Annotated in this window: 19 protein-coding genes and 2 pseudogenes; 7 read left to right on the top strand and 14 right to left on the bottom strand. The window is 57.8% G+C overall.

Features of this window, described 5'->3' with window-relative positions; translation table 11 throughout:
• Nucleotides 1–341 precede the first annotated feature (341 nt).
• Entirely contained in the window at nt 342–1709 is a 1368-nt protein-coding gene (locus ACM561_RS07845; protein ID WP_425909247.1) for an OprO/OprP family phosphate-selective porin, read from the top strand.
• Nucleotides 1710–1775: 66 nt separating this feature from the next.
• On the opposite strand, the gene ACM561_RS07840 is transcribed toward ACM561_RS07845, so the two are convergent.
• Both ACM561_RS07840 and ACM561_RS07835 read right to left on the bottom strand, forming a co-directional pair.
• On the bottom strand, nt 1776–2024 hold the full coding sequence (locus tag ACM561_RS07840) for a hypothetical protein (RefSeq protein ID WP_425909246.1): 249 nt from the start codon (nt 2022–2024) through the stop codon (nt 1776–1778).
• Nucleotides 2025–2486: 462 nt separating this feature from the next.
• Nucleotides 2487–2627, bottom strand: coding sequence for a hypothetical protein (locus ACM561_RS07835; RefSeq protein WP_425909244.1), 141 nt, complete (start codon nt 2625–2627; stop codon nt 2487–2489).
• A gap of 172 nt (nt 2628–2799) precedes the next feature.
• On the opposite strand from ACM561_RS07835, the pseudogene ACM561_RS07830 reads away from it, so the two are divergent.
• Nucleotides 2800–3604, top strand: a pseudogene (locus ACM561_RS07830) (inorganic phosphate transporter); the annotation flags it as partial.
• Between the two features lie 726 nt (nt 3605–4330).
• Here ACM561_RS07830 and ACM561_RS07825 read toward each other — a convergent pair.
• The 3 genes from ACM561_RS07825 to ACM561_RS07815 all read right to left on the bottom strand — a co-directional run bounded on the left by ACM561_RS07825 (nt 4331) and on the right by ACM561_RS07815 (nt 5415).
• Nucleotides 4331–4654 (bottom strand): hypothetical protein, encoded by a 324-nt coding sequence (locus tag ACM561_RS07825; protein ID WP_425909242.1) that lies wholly within the window; start codon nt 4652–4654, stop codon nt 4331–4333.
• 133 nt (nt 4655–4787) lie between these two features.
• The gene (locus ACM561_RS07820) at nt 4788–5057 is read right to left on the bottom strand and encodes a hypothetical protein (protein ID WP_425909240.1); all 270 of its coding nucleotides are present in this window, start codon (nt 5055–5057) and stop codon (nt 4788–4790) included.
• Between the two features lie 142 nt (nt 5058–5199).
• The gene (locus ACM561_RS07815; protein ID WP_425909238.1) at nt 5200–5415 is read right to left on the bottom strand and encodes a hypothetical protein; all 216 of its coding nucleotides are present in this window, start codon (nt 5413–5415) and stop codon (nt 5200–5202) included.
• 225 nt (nt 5416–5640) lie between these two features.
• Between ACM561_RS07815 and ACM561_RS07810 the strand changes: the two are divergent.
• Nucleotides 5641–6231, top strand: a pseudogene (locus tag ACM561_RS07810) (DUF1259 domain-containing protein); the annotation flags it as partial.
• A gap of 137 nt (nt 6232–6368) precedes the next feature.
• Here ACM561_RS07810 and ACM561_RS07805 read toward each other — a convergent pair.
• Entirely contained in the window at nt 6369–6872 is a 504-nt protein-coding gene (locus ACM561_RS07805) for a DoxX family protein (protein WP_425909237.1), read from the bottom strand.
• Nucleotides 6873–7468: 596 nt separating this feature from the next.
• Here ACM561_RS07805 and ACM561_RS07800 point away from each other — a divergent pair.
• Both ACM561_RS07800 and ACM561_RS07795 read left to right on the top strand, forming a co-directional pair.
• Entirely contained in the window at nt 7469–8260 is a 792-nt protein-coding gene (locus ACM561_RS07800) for a TatD family hydrolase (RefSeq protein WP_425909678.1), read from the top strand.
• Nucleotides 8257–9060, top strand: a complete 804-nt coding sequence (locus ACM561_RS07795; protein ID WP_425909235.1) for an MBL fold metallo-hydrolase — start codon at nt 8257–8259, stop codon at nt 9058–9060. The genes ACM561_RS07800 and ACM561_RS07795 overlap by 4 nt, the downstream gene beginning before the upstream one ends.
• Nucleotides 9061–9161: 101 nt before the next feature.
• Here ACM561_RS07795 and ACM561_RS07790 read toward each other — a convergent pair whose 3' ends face one another.
• On the bottom strand, nt 9162–9587 hold the full coding sequence (locus ACM561_RS07790; protein WP_425909233.1) for a cation transporter: 426 nt from the start codon (nt 9585–9587) through the stop codon (nt 9162–9164).
• A gap of 466 nt (nt 9588–10053) precedes the next feature.
• On the bottom strand, nt 10054–10707 hold the full coding sequence (locus ACM561_RS07785) for a TetR/AcrR family transcriptional regulator (protein ID WP_425909232.1): 654 nt from the start codon (nt 10705–10707) through the stop codon (nt 10054–10056).
• Between the two features lie 276 nt (nt 10708–10983).
• On the opposite strand from ACM561_RS07785, the gene ACM561_RS07780 reads away from it, so the two are divergent.
• Nucleotides 10984–11328, top strand: a complete 345-nt coding sequence (locus ACM561_RS07780; protein WP_425909230.1) for a carboxymuconolactone decarboxylase family protein — start codon at nt 10984–10986, stop codon at nt 11326–11328.
• A 150-nt stretch (nt 11329–11478) separates the two neighbouring features.
• On the opposite strand, the gene queC is transcribed toward ACM561_RS07780, so the two are convergent.
• Nucleotides 11479–12195, bottom strand: coding sequence for a 7-cyano-7-deazaguanine synthase QueC (gene queC / locus ACM561_RS07775; RefSeq protein WP_425909228.1), 717 nt, complete (start codon nt 12193–12195; stop codon nt 11479–11481).
• A 134-nt stretch (nt 12196–12329) separates the two neighbouring features.
• Between queC and mazG the strand changes: the two genes are divergently transcribed.
• Nucleotides 12330–13178 (top strand): nucleoside triphosphate pyrophosphohydrolase, encoded by an 849-nt coding sequence (mazG, locus tag ACM561_RS07770; protein WP_425909226.1) that lies wholly within the window; start codon nt 12330–12332, stop codon nt 13176–13178.
• A gap of 71 nt (nt 13179–13249) precedes the next feature.
• On the opposite strand, the gene ACM561_RS07765 is transcribed toward mazG, so the two are convergent.
• From ACM561_RS07765 to ACM561_RS07745, 5 genes are all read right to left on the bottom strand, one after another.
• Entirely contained in the window at nt 13250–14686 is a 1437-nt protein-coding gene (locus tag ACM561_RS07765) for an NAD-dependent succinate-semialdehyde dehydrogenase (protein ID WP_425909225.1), read from the bottom strand.
• Nucleotides 14687–14906: 220 nt separating this feature from the next.
• A complete protein-coding gene (hflX, locus tag ACM561_RS07760; RefSeq protein ID WP_425909224.1) occupies nt 14907–16286 on the bottom strand; it encodes a GTPase HflX in 1380 nt (459 codons plus the stop codon).
• A 23-nt stretch (nt 16287–16309) separates the two neighbouring features.
• Entirely contained in the window at nt 16310–16558 is a 249-nt protein-coding gene (hfq, locus tag ACM561_RS07755) for an RNA chaperone Hfq (protein ID WP_425909222.1), read from the bottom strand.
• Between the two features lie 179 nt (nt 16559–16737).
• Nucleotides 16738–17595, bottom strand: a complete 858-nt coding sequence (locus ACM561_RS07750; protein ID WP_425909220.1) for a D-amino-acid transaminase — start codon at nt 17593–17595, stop codon at nt 16738–16740.
• A gap of 22 nt (nt 17596–17617) precedes the next feature.
• Nucleotides 17618–18988, bottom strand: a complete 1371-nt coding sequence (locus tag ACM561_RS07745; RefSeq protein ID WP_309773997.1) for a sigma-54-dependent transcriptional regulator — start codon at nt 18986–18988, stop codon at nt 17618–17620.
• Nucleotides 18989–19018 lie beyond the last annotated feature (30 nt).

Here is a 19018-nt window from a genome sequence, read left to right as displayed (position 1 = left end):
AACGCGCGACCGGCACGAGTCGTAAGTCGAGCTCGAAGCAAAAATGTTTTGCCGCTCGGGCCACGAACCAGCTCCTAGGAAGCTGATGGCGGGACAGCAACACTCCAATACTTTAGCGGCGGAGTGGCACCGGTCTGTCACATACTTGCAATGGAACCCTTCTAGAGGTCTGCCCCAGTTGATTAAAAAAGGGGAAATGACCGATGCTGACGTGGGGCGAGAAGGGAAAAATTCGTCAATCAAGAACGAAGGCCAACGCAATGTCTCGGAAAGGGACGGCGCGCCGAGAGCACGGGAAATTCATTTCCGTAGGCACGAAGTTGCTTTTTGGAGCCATCGGCTTGGCCGGCACAGTCAGCACTGCACAAGCGAGCGCACAGACCGTGACTCCGGAACAGGTCGAAGATTTGCAAAGGCAAATTAGCGTGCTGGAAAAGAAGCTCGAAAGCGTTCAGCACAAGACCTTCCTGAACGCCAGCGCCGGTTATATGCCGACAAAGGGGACATTCGCACCACCGGACGTTCTGGTGTCGATGAAAGGTAACTCTCCTCGTTTCTGCACCGCCGATGGATACAACTGCGTCGGCATCACCGGTCGTCTGCACTTCGATGTCGGGGGTTATGACTACAGGCCGAACTCGGCGGCAACCGTGCCGCAGAACCTGCAGGACGGCGTCAACGCACGCCGCGCACGTATCGGTATCACCGGCGTATTCGCACGCGACTGGGTATATGCGTTGATCGGCGAATTCGGCGGCTCTCAGGACGGCACGGGGACGATCAACAACGCCTTTGTGTCATACAAGGGCTTCAAAAACACGAGCATCGACTTCGGCTATATGAAAGTGATGTGGAGCCTCGAACAGGCCACCAGTTCGAACAACATCACATTCATGGAGCGCTCCTCTGCGCAAGTGATGGCTGCCGACCTCGGTGCCGGCGGCCAACGCGCCGCCGTCGGGGTCATCAAATACGACAAGTGGTGGTGGGTCGCCGGCTACCTGACGGGACCCGAGCGCGCCTATGATCACACGCTGCGCGTACCCTATTCAGCGGTTGGCCGTCTGGTTTTCACGCCGATCAACACCGATGCCGCGACCTTTCTGTTCGGCGGCGAGGTGCTCTATCTCGCCGACACCGGCGGCGCCCCTGGCGTCAATGACCTCCGGTTGCGCGAACGCATCGAACTTCGCATCGATCCGACCCGGGTGCTCGACACCCATAACATTGGCAATGTCAATGACGTGCGGGTGCTAAGTGCCGAAGTCGGCGGTGCCATCGGCCCTTTCCATGCCCAAGGCGAATATTTCGACTATAGCGTCTCCCGCCTCGGGGGGGCCTCCGACCTTCATTTCGCGGGAGGTTACGTTCAGGCCGGCTACATCCTCACCGGTGAAAAGCGCAAATACCTCCAACATGACGCTGCGTTCGGCGGTGTGCACCCTACCAATCCCTTCTTCTGGGACGTGGCAGGCGGCATCGGCGCTTGGGAGATCGCTGCCCGCTACAGCTATATGGATCTCAACGACAAACTAGTGTTCGGCGGAAAGCAGGAAAACATCACCGTCGGCCTCAACTGGTATCTCAACGACAACATGCGCGTGATGTTCAACTGGATCCACGGCACGGTAGGGAAAACCAACCTTGCGAATCGGGATCTCGGCGCCAACTGGGACGCCTTCGCGATGCGCACCCAGTGGGCATTTTAAACCCCTTATAGGGTAAAATTCATAAAATCGGCTCGGAGTATGTGCGCTCCGAGCCGAGGGGAAGCTCTAACAGCTCGGATCGTTAGTGAAGGTGCAGCGTTCGTGGAAGACGACGCGGTACCCCGGACCGACATAAGCCGGTGCATATCCCCGGCGACGGTAGGTCGTGTTCACACGGCCGGCATAGGCGTAGGCTTGGTAGATACTCGATTCATAACCTCCGGGACCGCTGTCTCTTACGCCGTTCCACGGAGCGGCGAGCGCCGAAGTAGTCAGCATCGTTGCCGCACAAACCGCAATCAATCCGTACCGCATTACCATTCCTCCAAGACCAAGTGAGGGAACCTGAATAATTTTTTAGTCTGTCATATTTCTGTAATGTAGTTTACTTATGATCGTGTTCCAAAAAAATATGTCAATCCAAAACAAGGCTTAAGCCTGCGACGCAATGTCTCAACGAGCGGTGCAAGGTCACCCGTTTGCGTGACCCTCCGCTTCGTTCGGATAAATGGATTTCGCTAGGCCGCAGGTTGCTTTTCCCGTTGTTCCGACCTTGTCTTGCGCTGCCCGCCGGCGAAATTTCGATCAGGACGCCGAACGCTCTGATGCGCTTGCGGTGACGTGCTTCGGATCGGGGCGTCGCATATCCGGACCAACAGGGCTTCGACAGTCGCCGCATTGGGCCGCGTACCAGTTCATCATCTTCGGAAGCTGGTCGTTGGGGGCCTCGGCTCGCACCGGGTTCTCATAATCCTGCGGGCGGCTATTTTCGCCTTCTTAAGGCTCATATTTGGTGCCGAGCTTATCGGTGAGCGCTTTACTCCCGACATAGGCGACCACCCGGAACATTTTCGTACCGCCCGAACTGAGCACGAGCTTCAGGGCGAGCCCTCGTTTCATCGAATCGAAGTAAGCCATCCGCTACTAGCAGCCGCAACGCGAACGACAGTCGCTGCCACTGCTCCTTGCTGCGCGGCGGGCTTCTCCGAACTCGTTTTGCAGTATCTCAAGCTCACACCAACCTGTGTTCTCAGCACGATACGGGGCTGGGGAGGGGCTGAGTAAACATCATCAGCGCGAGCTCGACCATGTTAGTTTTTTCCATGGCTCCAACGACGGTCAGAAAGGCATGGGCCTAATCATGCTGATCCTGATCGGCACGGTGCCGACCGCCTACGCTCTCAATCGATCCATGCCGCAGAGCCAGATGGCACAATTCCAGACCAACTCGGCGGCCGCCAGTGATGTGATCGCGCAGAAGGCCACCGGCTACAACATACTCGGCAACCCGCGGCCCGCTGTCACGGCCTACGTCTCGGAGCACAAGATCAGCGAGAGCACTTATCCGTCCCTCGCAGTGCTTGTAACCGACATCGCAAATCAGGTGACCCGCTATGATTCGCTGGCAAAGGTGCCTGCCGAAGCGGTCGGCAACACCCGCAACGACATGTACCTCGCGTCCGAAGCGATACGGTTCCTGCTGAAGGACAAGGAGAACGATCTGACTAGGGAACAGGTCGCGGTCTTGCACGCCTACAATCCCGTCATGGGTCAAGATCGTGGTGGCGATCGCGCTTGGCCTTGGCACAATGGTGGGGTGGAAACGGATCGTGGTCACGGTTGGTGAAAAAATCGGAAAGACCCATCTCACTTACGCCCAAGGCGCGGCTGCGGAGATGACCGCTGCGGCAACCATTGCTGCCGCGGACGGGTACGGCCTGCCGGTTTCGACGACGCATGTTCTTTCGTCCGGTATCGCCGGAACGATGGCCGCGAACGGGTCGGGACTGCAGTTGGCAACCATTCGAAATCTCGCGATCGCCTGGGTTCTAACGCTGCCCTCTGCGATGATCCTTGCCGGCGTTCTTTACTGGATGTTTTCGAGGGTGTTTTGAAAAGGTCTTCTCGCCGCTGGTTCCAAAATCACGCCTAGATACCTACCGAGCGCTTATTTTTGCGATCTGTCGCCGGCGACCGGGGACGACGCCCGAATCGTCTCCGGCGAACCTACAGTCGCCTAGGGACGTTCGATCATCGCGAGCTCAAAATGCTTCACGAGCTGCGTGAAATCTAGCCGTCACGAATCCTCAGTAGATCACTGTCTGGCGCTCGATCCTCACCTTTGGATCCCGTCGTTCACAACTTGCCCGGAGCTGCGGAAGCGCCGGGCCTTTTTGAGGACGAGACCGTGAGGCGATAGGCAACGAAAACTGCGGTATCATCGAATGTTCCCAGCCTTGATTGGGCAACGATACCAGCTCTAGTCGTCTGAAGGCGGCTCCGCACTTGGTGCAAAAGACATCGGTTTGTCTCACGGTACCCCTTTGTATGCCCGTCATGAATCAGAGGTAAACTGTTCCTATACTAGCGGCAAATCTTTGGCGTTATCCCGCTCGCCAAACGCCGGCCCGTACTTAATTTCCCGCGGGGCTTCACGCATCTAGGGTGATGAAATGAACCGGTTGCGAATGTTCGTTGAGCATAGTGTGACTGGCGGCTACAGGTCGAAACGCGCTGCATATGCGTTTGACCCCGAGAACCTGCCGCCGCCTGGCGAAAATCTGGAATGGAAAGCGGTGTCCTCGTTTAACGCCGCCGACGAGATAATGCGGGACGCCAGTTTAAAAGACATCTTCATACTCGCGGTCGATAAGGGTTGCGCCATCGTAGAGGAAAAGGTCGAGCTCGCGCTTGACTTCGAGAATAGTCATCAGCGGTGCAGATAACCAAAGGCATCCAGCCATTCTGACCTCTGTTCCGTCCCACTCACGGCGCCGGGTCATGACCGAGTGGACGGCCTCGATTACGGGCGCGACAAGAGCATTCTTGTTGCCCGCCAACTCGATGATCGTCACGACCAGAAGATTAACGTGACCTTCGTCATAGTACCGCAGGACGTGCTCTAGCATAGCACGCGCGGTCGCTTCGATGATCGCGCCGATCATGCAAGCACAGGATCCGTTGAATCGTCTCCGCGCAAATCTCCGGCGCAGGAGGTTGGAACGCAGGAGCCCATTGCTTTGCTTCGGGCAACGAGCTCATGCTTACCACGCCAGCCTTTCGCCATTTGCGCTACAATCAGGTGTAGAGCGCGACCAGAAATTTCAATGCGATTAGCGTGGTGCTCTGGGAAGCGCGGCCTATAGGAGCACCGACGCCTTCATCAGAATTGATATCGGAATGTCGCCCAACCTTGGCACCCCATAGGCTCAAGTCCTCTTGGCCGGGTATGAACCAAAGTCCAAAGCCGAACGGCTGATCGAGGAGGGGCTGCTCCTTCTCCAGCACAAAAGGGCCGCATGCGACGTCGCCCGTTACCAGGCTCGCCTTTGGTAACGCTATCCGCACGTACGATACATATTCACGTCGCGTTCACTTCCCGGCTCATAGCCTGTCACTCGCGTCTCGCTCGCGTCGCGGCGGCAACGAAATGATTTACTGACGTTGCGTTACTTGCGCACCCACGGAGGTCTATATGTTGAAGAAAATTCTAGGATTGGCCGCTCTCGGCGCGCTTCTGATTGTCGCGGCTCCCGCGCAGCAGTCGCAGGCGAAACCGCTCAGCTCCGGAATTGCTATCGGACAAAGCGACGCCGGCAAGCTGACAACCAACGTGCACCACATCAATGGGCAACCACACCGTCACCACCATCATCACCACCATTGGCAAACCCATCACCATCACCAGCACAAGATTCATGGCCACTAGCGCTGATCCCAGTCGGAGCCCATGGCACAGCCAGCTCCGCACAAGGTCGAGCAGGCCCATTGTGCGGGCCTGTTTCTTTAACGTTGCACGCCTCCGAACTACCCGGTCTGTGTTGGCCAGATGTCGATCTGAAAATTAGTGAGGTGCATGTTCGGCAGCGCGCCGCAAGGTGCCGCTTCCAAAACCCGTCGCCGTCGAACTGACGCAGTGGAAACTGCGCTTCAGATGATCGCTGGCGGGCTCGAGATCACGGCCATCCATAATCATCTGCTCCGGGCGAGCCCCGCGACGTTCTACATGCATGTGGCCGGGCATGGAGACCCCGCCAAACTCGCCACCGTGCTCCATGACGCGCTTGCCGAAAGTAAAACCCCGCTTCAGGTTACTCCGTCGTCAAATCCACCTTCTGCTGTCGACCTCGATACCGCGCAACTAGACCAAATTATCGGCGCGAAGGGTAAGACCAATGGCGGCGTCTATCAGTTCAATGTGCCGCGACGTGATCCTGTCAGCGAAGGTGGCATGACGTTGGCGCCGGCCGGGCCGATGGGTGTGGCGATCGGAATCAACTTTCAACCGACGGGCGATGGTAAGGCTGCTATCACCGGCGACTTCGTCCTGACAGGCGATGAGGTCAATCCGGTGGTAGCTGCACTGCGCACGCACGGTATCGAAGTCACTGCACTTCACAGCCACATGCTGGACGAGCAGCCAAGGCTCTTCTTCATGCACTTCTGGGCCAATGACGATGCAATCAAGCTCGCCAAAGGCCTACGCGCAGCACTCGACAAGACCGCAAGCACAAAAAACTGAGGCGACGACCCCCACTCGGCGTAATGCGACGCAACGACCGTTCAAGCGGCAAGGTTGCCAAGTTGGCGATAGCCCATTCCCGCTAACATATGAGCGCTGCATTTCCTGCCTCGCATTACCCCGTGGTGGTCTTTTCCTCATTCACCATCAGCTAATGCATTCCGCTGACTGAATTTCGATCGCCAAGCGCGCGCATCGAGCGACCAGCGACCTGATCCGGACAGCAACATGAAGATTGCGCTCATCAGCATCGCCCAGTCGGTGCGCGTCTCATGAGTGAAGCTTAAGAAACCATAGCGATCCAGGTGGCGGAGGCTGAATATCCACCAGTTGCGGCCTAACAGGATTGGGATTTTCGTGGAGATGATCGCCACGATCATGATGACGATGATCGGCACGGCCACCGCGCGCGAAGCATAGCCGATCATGAACATGATCCCCGCTAGCATTTCAATCACGCCAACGAACGGCCCAAAGAACTCCGGCCAGGGAATGCCGATCTTGACGAAACGGCCGGCACCGAGAATGTCGGCATGCGTCAGCTTCTGCAGGCCTTCGGGGATGAATACACCAGCGAGCGCCAAGCGGATGAAAATGGTCCAGATCGATTCGCCAGGAGAGAACCACCAGGACTGTTTCATGAAAGCGTGCTCCTATTCGCTGCTGTCCAAGGACGCGGCGCCAGAGTTTTCCAAGCCAGTCCAATGAGAATGAGGCCAGGGCCCACAACCCAGATCGTGACCAGTACCTAGAAGGCGATACCAGGCCACCAACGCCGCCCAAAACCAACCTGAAAAGACTTGATTGCCTCTCGCAACATCTCGATTCTCCCAGGAACTTTACCAGTTGTAAGGCAACCAGGGCGATGCGGTCGCGTCGCTGAACGTCGCCGCCATAAAGGTCTTAACTTGAGCCCCCCGCCATAGATCTTTGATTTTGCTGGCAGGAGTGGCAAGGCGCGAACCTGCGCCCCGGTTTTAGAGAACGGGCAAGCCTTTCCTTCTAAGTGCTTAGCAATCAATATCTATCACGCCTTTCGAGTCTTTCGTTCGCCCGAGTCCTCGCGTGCGCCCGCCGGTCCTGCGACGGGAGGAAAACCTTGCCGCCCTTGACCAAGGCTGCCAGTCAGGGGCACCTGTGGCAGATCAGTATTGTTGCCCCGTCTACGGCCCGACCGAAACCCGAACTATCTTACGGCGTTGCATGCCGTCTCCCGTGGAGCCTCCGGTTACCTGAAATGCTTGTCGATAGTCACTGCCATCTGGATTTTCCCGATTTCGCCGATGATCTCGACGGAATTGTTTCGCGCGCGGAAGCGGCGGGGATTCGCCGCATGGTGACGATTTCGACGCGGGTGAGGGAGCAAGCGAAGCTGCTCGCAATCGCGGAGCGGTTTCCGAATGTCTATTGCTCGGTCGGCACCCATCCGCATCATGCCGACGAAGAGGACGGCATTTCTATCGACGAACTCATCGCGCTAACACAACATCCAAAAGTCGTCGCGCTGGGGGAGGCGGGACTTGACTATTTCTACGAGCACGGCTCGCATGAGGCGCAGGCGCGGGGATTCCGCACTCACATCGCCGCCGCACGCGAGACCGGTTTACCCCTGGTGATCCACACCCGGGAGGCAGACGAAAATTGCGGTCACATCCTCGAGGAGGAAATGACGAAGGGTGCGTTTCGGGCGGTGCTGCATTGTTACACCGGTGGCCGCGAGCTCGCAATGAAGGCGGTCGCGCTTGGATTGTATATCGGCTTCACTGGAATTTTGACCTTCAAGAAATCCGACGCGTTGCGAGCGCTCGCTGCGGAGTTGCCGGAAGAGCGCATTCTCGTCGAGACCGATGCACCGTATCTCGCGCCTGGCAAGTTTCGTGGCAAACGCAACGAACCTTCTTATGTCGTGGAGACAGCGAAGGTGCTGGCAGACGCGCGAGGCGTTTCGCTCGACAAAATCTCGCGACAGACCACCGAGAATTTCTTTCAGCTATTCTCCAAGGTACCGCACTTGGACGCAGCCGCATGACGCTGACGCTGACCATTCTCGGCTGCGGTTCGTCCGCCGGCGTGCCGCGTCCGGCATTGGGCTGGGGTGCCTGCGATCCCGCCAATCCGAAGAACCGTCGTCGCCGCTGTTCGCTGATGATGGAGCGCGCATCGGAGCAGGGGACAACGCGCGTCCTGATCGACACCTCGCCCGACCTGCGCGAGCAATTGATCGATGCCAATGTCGATCATATCGATGCGGTGTTTCTGACGCACGAACACGCCGACCAGACTCACGGAATCGATGACCTGCGCTCCGTCGTACTGCATCAGCGCCGCCGGATTCCGGTCTATCTTAATCAATCGACGTCCAAGGATATCCTGTCGCGTTTTTCATACTGCTTCGTATCGCCCGAAGGCAGCGGCTACCCGCCGATCCTGGACAGCCATTCCATCGAGGCGGGCGAAAGCCAAACGATTGACGGCAAGGGCGGCGCGCTCACACTATCGGCCTTTCTTGTGCAGCATGGCAATATCCCGGCGCTGGGCTATCGGATCGGCAACGCTGCCTATACGCCTGACGTGCATGATATTCCGTATGAAAGTTGGCAGGCGCTGGAAAACCTCAATCTGTGGATTATCGACGGCCTGCGCTACGCGCAGCATCCCAGTCATTTCAGCGTCGCGGATGCGTTATCGTGGATCGACCGCTTCAAGCCCAGGCGTGCCGTGATCACCAACATGCACTCTGATCTGGATTATGAGGTCCTGCGGCGCGAACTTCCAGAAAATGTCGCACCGGCCTACGACGGGATGCAGCTAGCGATCGATCCGGCCTGATGGATCGATCGGCTGAGATCTGGGACGCCAACCAATTCTGCTGAGGTGTCTACTCGGCTGCGGCCATCGGCCGATGCGCAATTCGGCCGCCGCCTGCCGGATCACAACTGCCGCGCCCTGCAACGCCAGCCCAGCCATGATCGAGGCCACGACAACGTCAGGCCAGCCAGTACCCGTTCCGAACACGCCCAAGGCGGCCAGTTGGCGTCACCAGCTCTGTAAGCCCACAGAAGCCCGAACGACGCCGTATTAGCTGCAAGCGCCGCGAAGCCGACTGTACCCATCGTGAACGCGCTGGGCAGCGTTCCGTGGGTCGCGTGCCAGATAACCGTTCCGACAACCCACAGCCCGAATACGCCCATGGTGATGCCCTTGGCGAGCGCAGCCGTGGCCCGATAGCGAAGTGCCATGCCGACCACGAATAAGCTTACGCCGTAGTTTGCGGCGTCGCCTAGGAAGTCCAGCGCGTCGGCCTGAAGCGATGCCGAGCCAGCCGCAAGGCCTGCCGCGACCTCGACAACAAACATGGCCGCATTGATGTATCGCCCATGAATATTCCATAATATACCTTATGCGAATTATACAACGGGCGGCACACGTCCGCGTTTGATTTGTCACTGATGCTTGGGCTGATCTGGTCATTGGGTCTACCCCTGCTTTCCCTCGACTAAATTCGTCGTGGCTCACGTTTACGCAGACGCCCACCTGTTCCGCCAGCCCGGAAGACCCGTTGCATTTCTCGCGGCCAAAAAAGCGCGGCTGCTCGCAGTAAGCCGACCGTCTGTGCGATTCGGATGCGGGACCGCGCCACAATGCCGTATCGGTGCAGCGACATGCCGCAGGCCAATCAGGCTTGCGACTCCAAACCCTGCGTCAGACCCAGACCTTGGCCGCACTTGGGTTCGCGCCAACTTAAGCCGATGCCGAACCAGGTCATGGCTTATGGTTCAGCCGCCACTCAAACTCGCATCAAATCCGCCATCGGGTTGCAATTTAATGAGTCGGTGATCTGTCACGGATCAGCGAGATCGCCATCAAGCGCGCTCGCTGAATCGCACCCGACTTAGGCCTAAACGCCGCAGTGACCAAACTGCCATCATAGAGGATGGAAAGTTGTTCAGCAATTTCCTTTGCTGGTTTGATCCCCGCGGAGGTAAGCATCCGTACGAACGCATCGCGCACGGCGACTTTGTGAATCCGAACCCATCGAAACGCGGGCAAGTTCCGACCGTGCTGCTCAATTGCGGCAACGACAAATAGACAACCTCGGAAGGTCGATTTCGATGCAGCTTCCAACAGCAAATCAAATACGTCGCCGATTTTTGTTTCCAGCGACGTAGTCTGGTTTTCTATTTTCCGCAGTCGTACGAGAGAGGCTTTGTGACGCGATTCAAGACAGGCCTCTACGAGATCGTCTTTGCTTGCAAAGGTGGAATAGAATGAGGCTTTTGCGACACCTGCCTGATCAATCAATTTATTGATGCCCGTTTCATGAATTCCTTCGTTAAAGAAGAGATCGTCAGCCGTAGTGAGAACACGCTCCCTCACCCCAAGCGCTCGACGCTTTGACCTGTCAAAATTCAATCTACCGCGAACTGCGCGAGGCAAGAGTTCTGCCTTATTAGTACTCAGTCTTTTTGTTGCCATCCATATCCTCCCGATCAACGCTGGCACATACATTGCGAGCCATTGCTCCACCAACAATCTTCTCTTTCTGCGTGAAATGATCAACACTTTGTGAGGTTGATCGCAGAACAGAGTTGACAGTAGCCAACGATGCGTTAGCTTGAACAGACTTGTCTGTCTAGCTTCGAACGAAAACATCGATTGCCTGAGGAGCATGTAAGAACGGATCATCTGTAATGGGGGTCGTTCGTTATCCTCGGAGGCGGCATCGAACATTTAACTGACGGGAGATAGTGTATGCTTGATTGGGCTAGTGTCAGGAGCAAGTTGCCGTTGCGTGTTGGTGAACTGCGCAAGCTTTCGCCCGACACCGTGGATGCCTATCGGTTAGCCAGTGGCGCGGGCACCAAGACCGGACATCTTAGTGAAAAAACGCGCGAGCTCATTTCGCTCGCTGTTGCCGTAACGACGCGCTGTGATGGATGCATCGCCGTTCACTCTGCGAAGGCGGTAAAAGAAGGCGCAACGCGCGAGGAGATCGCCGAGGCGCTCGGTGTTGCTGTCGCGATGAACACCGGAGCCGCTGTCGTCTTTTCCGCAAGAGTTCTCGACGCATTGGATTCGGTCGAAGGCGCGCGATAAGTCGATTTCTCATTGATCTCGCGCCGTGCGCGAATGCAACTCTTCCGGCTCGGAGCTGATCGAAAGCAACTTCGAGTCGGTTTGGTTTTAACAGGCGGGTCGGTCGCCGCTTTTATGCCAACCGTTTCAGTTCGGCACCGCCGGCTGTAGTTAAACGGAGCGCGCCACATATTCGCGCCAACCTTTTGCGCGTAACCCGCACGCTGGGCAATCGCCGCAGCCATAGCCCCACTCGTGCCGCGCACCACGCTCGCCAAGATAGCAGGTATGCGAGTGTTCGCGAATGAGATCGACCAATTCAGCCCCGCCGAGTTCATACGCGAGCGTCCAGGTCGCGCCCTTATCGAGCCGCATCAGTGGCGTATGAAGCTCGAACTGTCTGGTCATTCCAAGATTGAGAGCGATCTGCAGGGCTCTGATGGTTTCATCTCGACAATCGGGATAGCCGGAATAATCGGTCTCGCACATGCCGCCGACGATATCTGTCACGCCGCGCCTGTAGGCCAGTGCCGCGGCGAAGGTCAGAAACACCAGATTACGCCCCGGCACGAACGTGTTGGGCAATCCGCCCTCGCCCATTTCGATCGCGACGTTCCGGGTCAACGCCGTGTCGGAAATCTCCGCCAGCGTCGGGATGGCAAGCGTATGACTCTCGCCGAGTTTATCCGCCCAATCCGGACGCAGCGATTTCAGCCCCGCGAGCAGCTTGTCGCGGCAGTCAAGTTCGATGGCGTGGCGCTGGCCGTAGTCGAACCCCAGCGTTTCGACGCGCGCGAAACGTTGAAGCGCCCAGGCAAGGCACGTGGCGGAGTCCTGTCCACCGGAAAACAGAACCAGTGCGGTTCGAGAGGCTGGTTCGTCGATCATGGCGATGCCAATAGCATCCCTCGGTACCCCACGCCAATCGGCGGGGATTGCTTGGCCGGCTGCCTGCTTTTTGCTGGGATAAGGGTGCAGCTTCCGGCATAGAAAACGCGAAAGTCCTTCGAACCGGTGAACCGATGACCCCTTCCCGCGATATTTCACGCCTGATCGAAATCATGGAGCAATTGAGAACGCCCGGCACCGGCTGCCCGTGGGATCTTGAGCAGACGTTTGCGAGCATTGCGCCCTACACGGTCGAAGAATCCTACGAGGTGGCGGACGCGATCGTGCGCAACGATCTGATTGATCTCTGCGACGAGCTTGGCGACCTGCTGTTGCAAGTTGTCTTTCACGCGCGCATGGCCGAAGAGCAGGATGCCTTTTCATTCGGGGATGTAGTCGAAGCGATTACGCGCAAAATGATCCGACGGCACCCGCATGTATTTCCCGACAGCTCAGGATACATTGCGTCATCGGACGTGAAAGGAACCTGGGAACGCATCAAGGCGGAGGAAAAAACCGAACGTGCTGCACGTAAGCCGATGAAGGAAGCGCCGGCCTCAAGCCTACTCACGGGCATCAAGGCCGGACAGCCTGCATTGGCGCGCGCAATAGCCCTGCAGCAAAAGGCCTCGACCGTTGGGTTCGACTGGAACGATCCCCGTGCCGTGCTCGACAAGATCCGCGAGGAAGCGGACGAGATCGAAGCGGCGTTGGATCATGGCGACAAGTCCGATATCGCGTCTGAGACCGGCGATCTCATGTTCGCGCTGGTCAACCTCGCACGTCATGTCGATGCCGACCCTGAAATGGCGCTGCGTGGAGCCAATGCGAAATTCGAGCGGAGGTTCGCTTACATCGAACAGGCGCTCGTTGCGAGAAATCGTTCTCTTGAGGAAGCGACGCTCAAGGAAATGGACGCGCTTTGGAACGAGGCGAAAGAGCGTGAGAAAGAGGGTTCTTTCCGGATTCCTATATCGTCCTGAGACCTTCGCCGCTTGCGTTTTTGCCCGCACCGCCCCACGCCACACAGAAGGCATCGGTCGCGGGACTGCCCTTACATACCGGTCTGACTAATGAACTTGGTGATAAGATAGGACTCCATCGCCTCGGTTCCACCTTCCGAGCCGTAGCCGGAATCCTTGACGCCTCCGAAGGGATTTTCCGGCAGAGCCAGAGCAACGTTATTAATTCCGACCATGCCGCTCTCAATTGCAGCGCCGATGGCGGTTGCTGTCTTGGTCGAACTGGTAAACGCATAGGACGCGAGGCCATATGGCAGCCGGTTCGCTTCTTCAGCGACCTCGTCAAAACTCGAGAACGGCGAAATCAGCGCCAGCGGACCGAACGGCTCCTCGTTCATGGCGCGGGCGTCCTTCGGCACATCAGTGATCACGGTCGGCTCAAAAAAATAGCCCTTATTGCCGACACGATGACCGCCTGCCGCAAGCTTGCCGCCCTTCCCGACCGCATCTTGAACAAGGCCTTCCACTGCGGAAACGCGGCGCGAATTGGCGAGCGGTCCCATATTTGATTCAGGGTCAAGCCCGTTGCCGACCTTGATCGCTTTGGCAGCTTCCGTGAACTTGCCGACAAAATCCTTATAGACCTTGTCCTGCACGAGAAGGCGCGTCGGCGCGATACAGACCTGGCCGGCGTTACGGAATTTGGCGCCCGAGATGATCTTGACCGCGCTTGTAATGTCGGCGTCGTCGAACACGATGGCTGGCGCATGTCCGCCGAGTTCCATGGTCGCGCGCTTCATATGCAGTCCGGCGAGCGCTGCGAGCTGCTTGCCTACCGCCGTCGAGCCTGTGAAAGATATTTTCCTGATGATCGGATGCGGGATCAGATACTCTGAGATTTCGGCAGGCACGCCGAATACGAGATTGATCACGCCATCGGGCACCCCCGCATCCACGAACGCGCGGAGCAGCTCGGCGGGAGACGCCGGCGTTTCCTCAGGCGCTTTGACGATGATCGAGCAGCCGGCGGAAAGCGCAGCCGACAACTTGCGGCAGACCTGATAGATCGGAAAATTCCATGGCGTGAAAGCCGCCACAGGACCAACCGGCTCCTTGATCGCAATCTGATAGATACCCGGCCCCCGCGCCGGAATCACGCGGCCATACGTCCGTCGAGACTCTTCTGCAAACCATTCAATGACGTCCGCCGCAACCAGCGTCTCCATTCTGGCTTCAGCGAAAATCTTGCCGTGCTCCATGGTCATCAGCGTTGCGATGCTGTCGACCCGCTCCCGCATCAAGGCTGCCGCCTTACGCATGATCTTGGCACGCTCGAAAGGCGCGACTGCTCGCCAGAGCTTAAATCCCTTGTCGGCGGCGGCGAGCGCCTCGTCGAGGTCGGAACGGTCGGCATGAGCGACCGTTCCGATCTGCTCTTCGGTAGCGGGGTTGAAAACGGCGATAGTCTTGCCGGAGGCGCTGGAGCGCCACCTCCCGTCGATCAGCAGCGATGTGTTCTGATAGCTCAAGGAGATCTCCTGCGGCTTTCCTGAAATTGGTGGAGCATGGAATAGGCTGCGGCTTTGCCGGTCAAGACTGGTCCTGCGCGACCCTGCTTTGCGAAAAGGAATCCGGTGACGCAGCTCACAGAGTCTCGATTCAACTGTGTTGAACCAAACTCTGCTTTATTCTCTTTCAACTGAGCATGATCTTGTCCGAAAACCGGTTTCCACTTTTCGGGATCACGCTCTAAAGCGGGCGTGGTACCGCGCCATATTGGTTGACGAGTATGTCTCGTTTTGTCTCATCGACCCTGACGGTCATATCGTAATGGCCGTCGCGCAGTTCCTTGGCGAGCACTTCGGAGTTTCGATGCAGCCAACTGATCGCCGCTCCATTCGAGGCATCGATCGAAAGGTCCAGCGTGGTTCGGGTTGCCGCAAGTTGATCCTCGATCGCCGCGAGCAGCGGCTCGACCCCCTCGCCAGTTTCGGCAGAGACGAGGAAACAGGGCACGTCCGTCGAGCGGCGTGCAGCTATGTTTTCCAGATCTTTGCGTTGATCCACATCGAAGCGATCGATCTTATTCCAGACCTCGAGAACGCGCGTGGTTCCTCCGGGGTCGATGCCAAGTTGATGCAGCACCGTTTCGACGTCGTGCTGCTGCGCCCCGGTATCCTCGTGCGAAATGTCACGAACATGAAGGAGAATGTCGGCCTCTATCACCTCCTCCAGCGTCGCGCGAAACGCAGCGACGAGCTGAGTTGGCAAATTGGAAATGAATCCGACGGTGTCTGACAGCATGGCCTTTGCACCGTGGGGTAGCACAAGCGAGCGCAGCGTGGGATCGAGCGTCGCGAACAGCATGTCCGCTGCCTGAACATCAGCGCGCGTCAATCGATTGAACAGCGTCGATTTGCCAGCATTTGTATACCCGACGAGCGCGACCACGCGATATGGCACGCGTTGCCGCCCGGCGCGATGCAGCCTTCGCGTCGCCTGTACCTTTTTGAGTTCGTTTTCCAGTCGCGTGATGCGATCACCGATCAGGCGACGGTCGGCCTCGATCTGGGTTTCGCCAGGTCCACCCATGAAGCCGAAGCCACCACGCTGCCGTTCAAGATGGGTCCAGGAGCGCACCAGACGGCTACGCTGATAGTTGAGATGGGCGAGCTCAACCTGAAGCGCACCCTCTTTTGTCTTGGCGCGGCGCCCGAAGATTTCAAGAATCAAGCCCGTCCGGTCCAGCACCTTTGTGCCCCAGGCTTTTTCCAGATTGCGCTGTTGAATGGGTGACAACGCACAATCCATCACCACGAGACTCGCTTCATCGGCGACGATCAAGCCCTTCAACTCTTCGACCTTGCCCTTGCCGAGATATGTGGCAGGCCTGATCTGGCTGACCGGAGCGACTATCGCCTGAACCACATGGAGGTCGATCGCCCTCGCGAGGCCGGCGGCTTCATCCAGCCGCGCGTCGGTATTGCGCAGGGTGCGTCCTGTCTGGGGCGTCTCGGCATCGCCGCCCCGCGCCCGCACATAGGGACCGATGACGATCGCTCGTCCGGTCGGCTTGTTCTGCATCGACCCCGATGGGTCGATGCTCCCCTCTAATTGTCGGGTTTCCAATCAGGAAACTTTCAAATGCATGCTCAAAGCGGACCGTCCTCGCCACCCTCGAACAACTGGATCGGAGCGCCCGGCATGATGGTCGAAATCGCGTGTTTATAAACCAGTTGCGAATGGCCATCGCGTCTAAGGAGCAGACAGAAATTATCGAACCAAGTAACAATTCCCTGTAGTTTGACTCCGTTCACCAGAAAGATCGTCAGAGGCGTTTTCGTCTTGCGAACGTGGTTGAGGAAAGTGTCCTGTAGGTTTTGTGCGCGCTCTATCGCCATTTTTGTTATCCGCAGTTCAGCTTTGTTTTTTGAGCCGGAAACAACCCTCCCGGAGCGTCCCGTGGCCGCCGGCTCCCTCTGAGTTCCTCCTCATGGATCCGGCACCTAGATTAGAGGGCAGAGCATGATGTTACGCAAGCCAGTTCGGGCCATAGGTTCGCCCGGATTTACAAAAACCATCAGGAAAATGCTGAAAAGCGGTGGAATTCTTCCCGAAGCTGCCTTGTAATACCGCCAGGCTGACCATTTCCCACCACCTGACCGTCGATCGCGACGACAGGCATGACGATCTGAGAGGCCGAAGTTACAAAGGCCTCCGCCGCCTCGCGCGCTTCCGCAGGTGTGAATGGGCGTTCTTCCAGCCTGATCTGAAGAGCCCCCATGACTTCCACGAGCACGGCCCGCGTGATGCCTGCGAGAATGCCGCGGTCCACTGACCGGGTGACAGCGCGGCCGTCTTTCGTCACGATCCAGGCGTTGCTCGACGCACCTTCGGTAATGAATCCATCGCTGTCGACATACCACGCCTCATAGGCCCCCTTCTCGCGAGCCTCCTGCTTTGCCAGCACATTGGGCAGCAGCGACACCGACTTGATATCCACCCGCGGCCAACGATTTTCCGCCAGCGTGATCACCTTGATGCCGGTAGCGGCGGTTTGCTGCTTTTTTTCGTAATCGAGCGCACGGGCTGTGACGACGACACTCGGCTTCACAGAGCTTGGCGGAAATGCATGATCACGCCGAGCAACGCCACGAGTCACCTGCAGATACACTATTCCGTACGTCACGCGATTCCGCCGCACCACCTCTCGCATAATGATCGCGAGCGCCGTGATCGGCATCGGTTCGGCGATCTGCAACTCGCGCAGCGACCGCTGCAAGCGGGCCATGTGCCGGGGAAAATCAACCAGCATCGCGCCGCGCACTTCGCAGACCTCATAAACGCCGTCAGCAAACTGATAGCCGCGATCCTCGACATTGACGCAAGCATCGCGCAGATCGCGATATCGGCCGTTGACATAAGCAATTCGCGACATGCGGCGAGTTCGCTTCAGAGTTCTAGTTGACGCCGAGCGCCTTGAGTTTGCGATGCAACGCCGAGCGCTCCATGCCGACAAACTCCGCGGTCCGAGAAATATTATTGGAGAAACGGCTGATCTGAGCGATCAGATAGTCGCGCTCGAAAACCTCGCGAGCCTCTCGCAGCGGCAGGCCCATGATGTGCTCACCATTGACGCCTGACGGCATTGCCGGAACCATGGAGCCGACATCCTGCGGTAACATATCCGCGGTGATGATGACCTCCGGACCTCCGCCGGCCAGGATCATCACGCGCTCGACATTGTTTCGGAGCTGCCGGACATTGCCGGGCCAGACATGAGATTGCAGCACGGCCATCGCGTCGTCGCCGATCTTTCGCTTCGGTAGCCCGCTTGCGGCAGAGATATGATCCATGAAAAATTCAATCAGCTCGGGAATGTCCTCGCGGCGTTCGGACAGTGCCGGAACGCGGATCGGCACCACTGATAACCGATGGTAGAGGTCTTCACGGAACCGGCCTGCGGCAATCTCCTCCTCCAGGTTGCGCGCTGTCGACGAGATGATGCGCACATCCACCTTGATCTTGGTCGTGCCACCAAAGCGTTGAAATGTCTGATCGACCAGAACCCGCATGATCTTGTTCTGAGTCTCGCGCGGCATATCGCCGATCTCGTCGATGAACAGCGTCCCGCCATGCGCTTCTTCCAGCGCGCCGGCCTTGCGGGGCTGCTGGCCGTCGATCTGCTCGACGCCGAACAGTTCGGACTCCATGCGTTCCGGTGTAATCGCCGCAGCGTTAATGACGACAAACGGTCCTTCAGCACGGCTCGACTGATTGTGAAGCGTTCGCGCTGCCAGTTCCTTACCGGATCCGGACGGGCCGACGATCATGATGCGGCTGTTGGCTTTCGCCGCGCGCTCGATGGTTTGCCGAAGTTGATTCACGCATGGCGAACGTCCGACCAGCGAGCTTGCCGCTGGCGCAAGCTGCTTCAGTTCACGCACCTCGCGCTTTAGACGTGACGTTTCGAGGGCACGCGTCGCCACTAGAATCAGGCGATCGGATTTGAAGGGCTTTTCAATGAAGTCATAGGCACCGCGTTTGATGGCCGCAACTGCCGTTTCGATGTTACCATGACCGGAGATCATGACGACCGGCATATCGGGACTGTCCTGCTTGATCATTTCGAGCAGTTGCAGCCCGTCAAGCTTACTGCCTTGCAACCAGATGTCGAGAAACACCATGTGCGGACGACGGTTTGAAACCTCCGCAAGCGCTTCATCGCTGTTACGCGCGGTTCGAGTCGTGAAACCCTCGTCTTCCAGGATGCCCGCAACGAGGTCGCGAATGTCTGCCTCGTCGTCAACAATGAGAATGTCGTGTGCCATGAATTGGATCCGCCTCGTCAGTCGCCGGTA

Origin of the sequence: Nitrobacter sp. TKz-YC02 (assembly GCF_049852135.1) — a bacterium.
In the GTDB taxonomy this organism is placed as follows: domain Bacteria; phylum Pseudomonadota; class Alphaproteobacteria; order Rhizobiales; family Xanthobacteraceae; genus Nitrobacter; species Nitrobacter vulgaris.
Note: the sequence above shows the minus strand (reverse complement) of the source record. Positions and strands in the feature narration are given on the sequence as shown.

Coding starts and splice junctions, on each gene's coding strand:
- ACM561_RS07840 (WP_425909246.1), bottom strand. CDS start 2,024: ATGCGGTACGGATTGATTGCGGTTTGTGCGGCAACGATGCTGACTACT.
- ACM561_RS07835 (WP_425909244.1), bottom strand. CDS start 2,627: ATGGCTTACTTCGATTCGATGAAACGAGGGCTCGCCCTGAAGCTCGTG.
- ACM561_RS07825 (WP_425909242.1), bottom strand. CDS start 4,654: ATGATCGGCGCGATCATCGAAGCGACCGCGCGTGCTATGCTAGAGCAC.
- ACM561_RS07805 (WP_425909237.1), bottom strand. CDS start 6,872: ATGAAACAGTCCTGGTGGTTCTCTCCTGGCGAATCGATCTGGACCATT.
- ACM561_RS07800 (WP_425909678.1), top strand. CDS start 7,469: ATGCTTGTCGATAGTCACTGCCATCTGGATTTTCCCGATTTCGCCGAT.
- ACM561_RS07795 (WP_425909235.1), top strand. CDS start 8,257: ATGACGCTGACGCTGACCATTCTCGGCTGCGGTTCGTCCGCCGGCGTG.
- ACM561_RS07790 (WP_425909233.1), bottom strand. CDS start 9,587: ATGTTTGTTGTCGAGGTCGCGGCAGGCCTTGCGGCTGGCTCGGCATCG.
- ACM561_RS07785 (WP_425909232.1), bottom strand. CDS start 10,707: ATGGCAACAAAAAGACTGAGTACTAATAAGGCAGAACTCTTGCCTCGC.
- ACM561_RS07780 (WP_425909230.1), top strand. CDS start 10,984: ATGCTTGATTGGGCTAGTGTCAGGAGCAAGTTGCCGTTGCGTGTTGGT.
- queC (WP_425909228.1), bottom strand. CDS start 12,195: ATGATCGACGAACCAGCCTCTCGAACCGCACTGGTTCTGTTTTCCGGT.
- mazG (WP_425909226.1), top strand. CDS start 12,330: ATGACCCCTTCCCGCGATATTTCACGCCTGATCGAAATCATGGAGCAA.
- hfq (WP_425909222.1), bottom strand. CDS start 16,558: ATGGCGATAGAGCGCGCACAAAACCTACAGGACACTTTCCTCAACCAC.
- ACM561_RS07750 (WP_425909220.1), bottom strand. CDS start 17,595: ATGTCGCGAATTGCTTATGTCAACGGCCGATATCGCGATCTGCGCGAT.
- ACM561_RS07745 (WP_309773997.1), bottom strand. CDS start 18,988: ATGGCACACGACATTCTCATTGTTGACGACGAGGCAGACATTCGCGAC.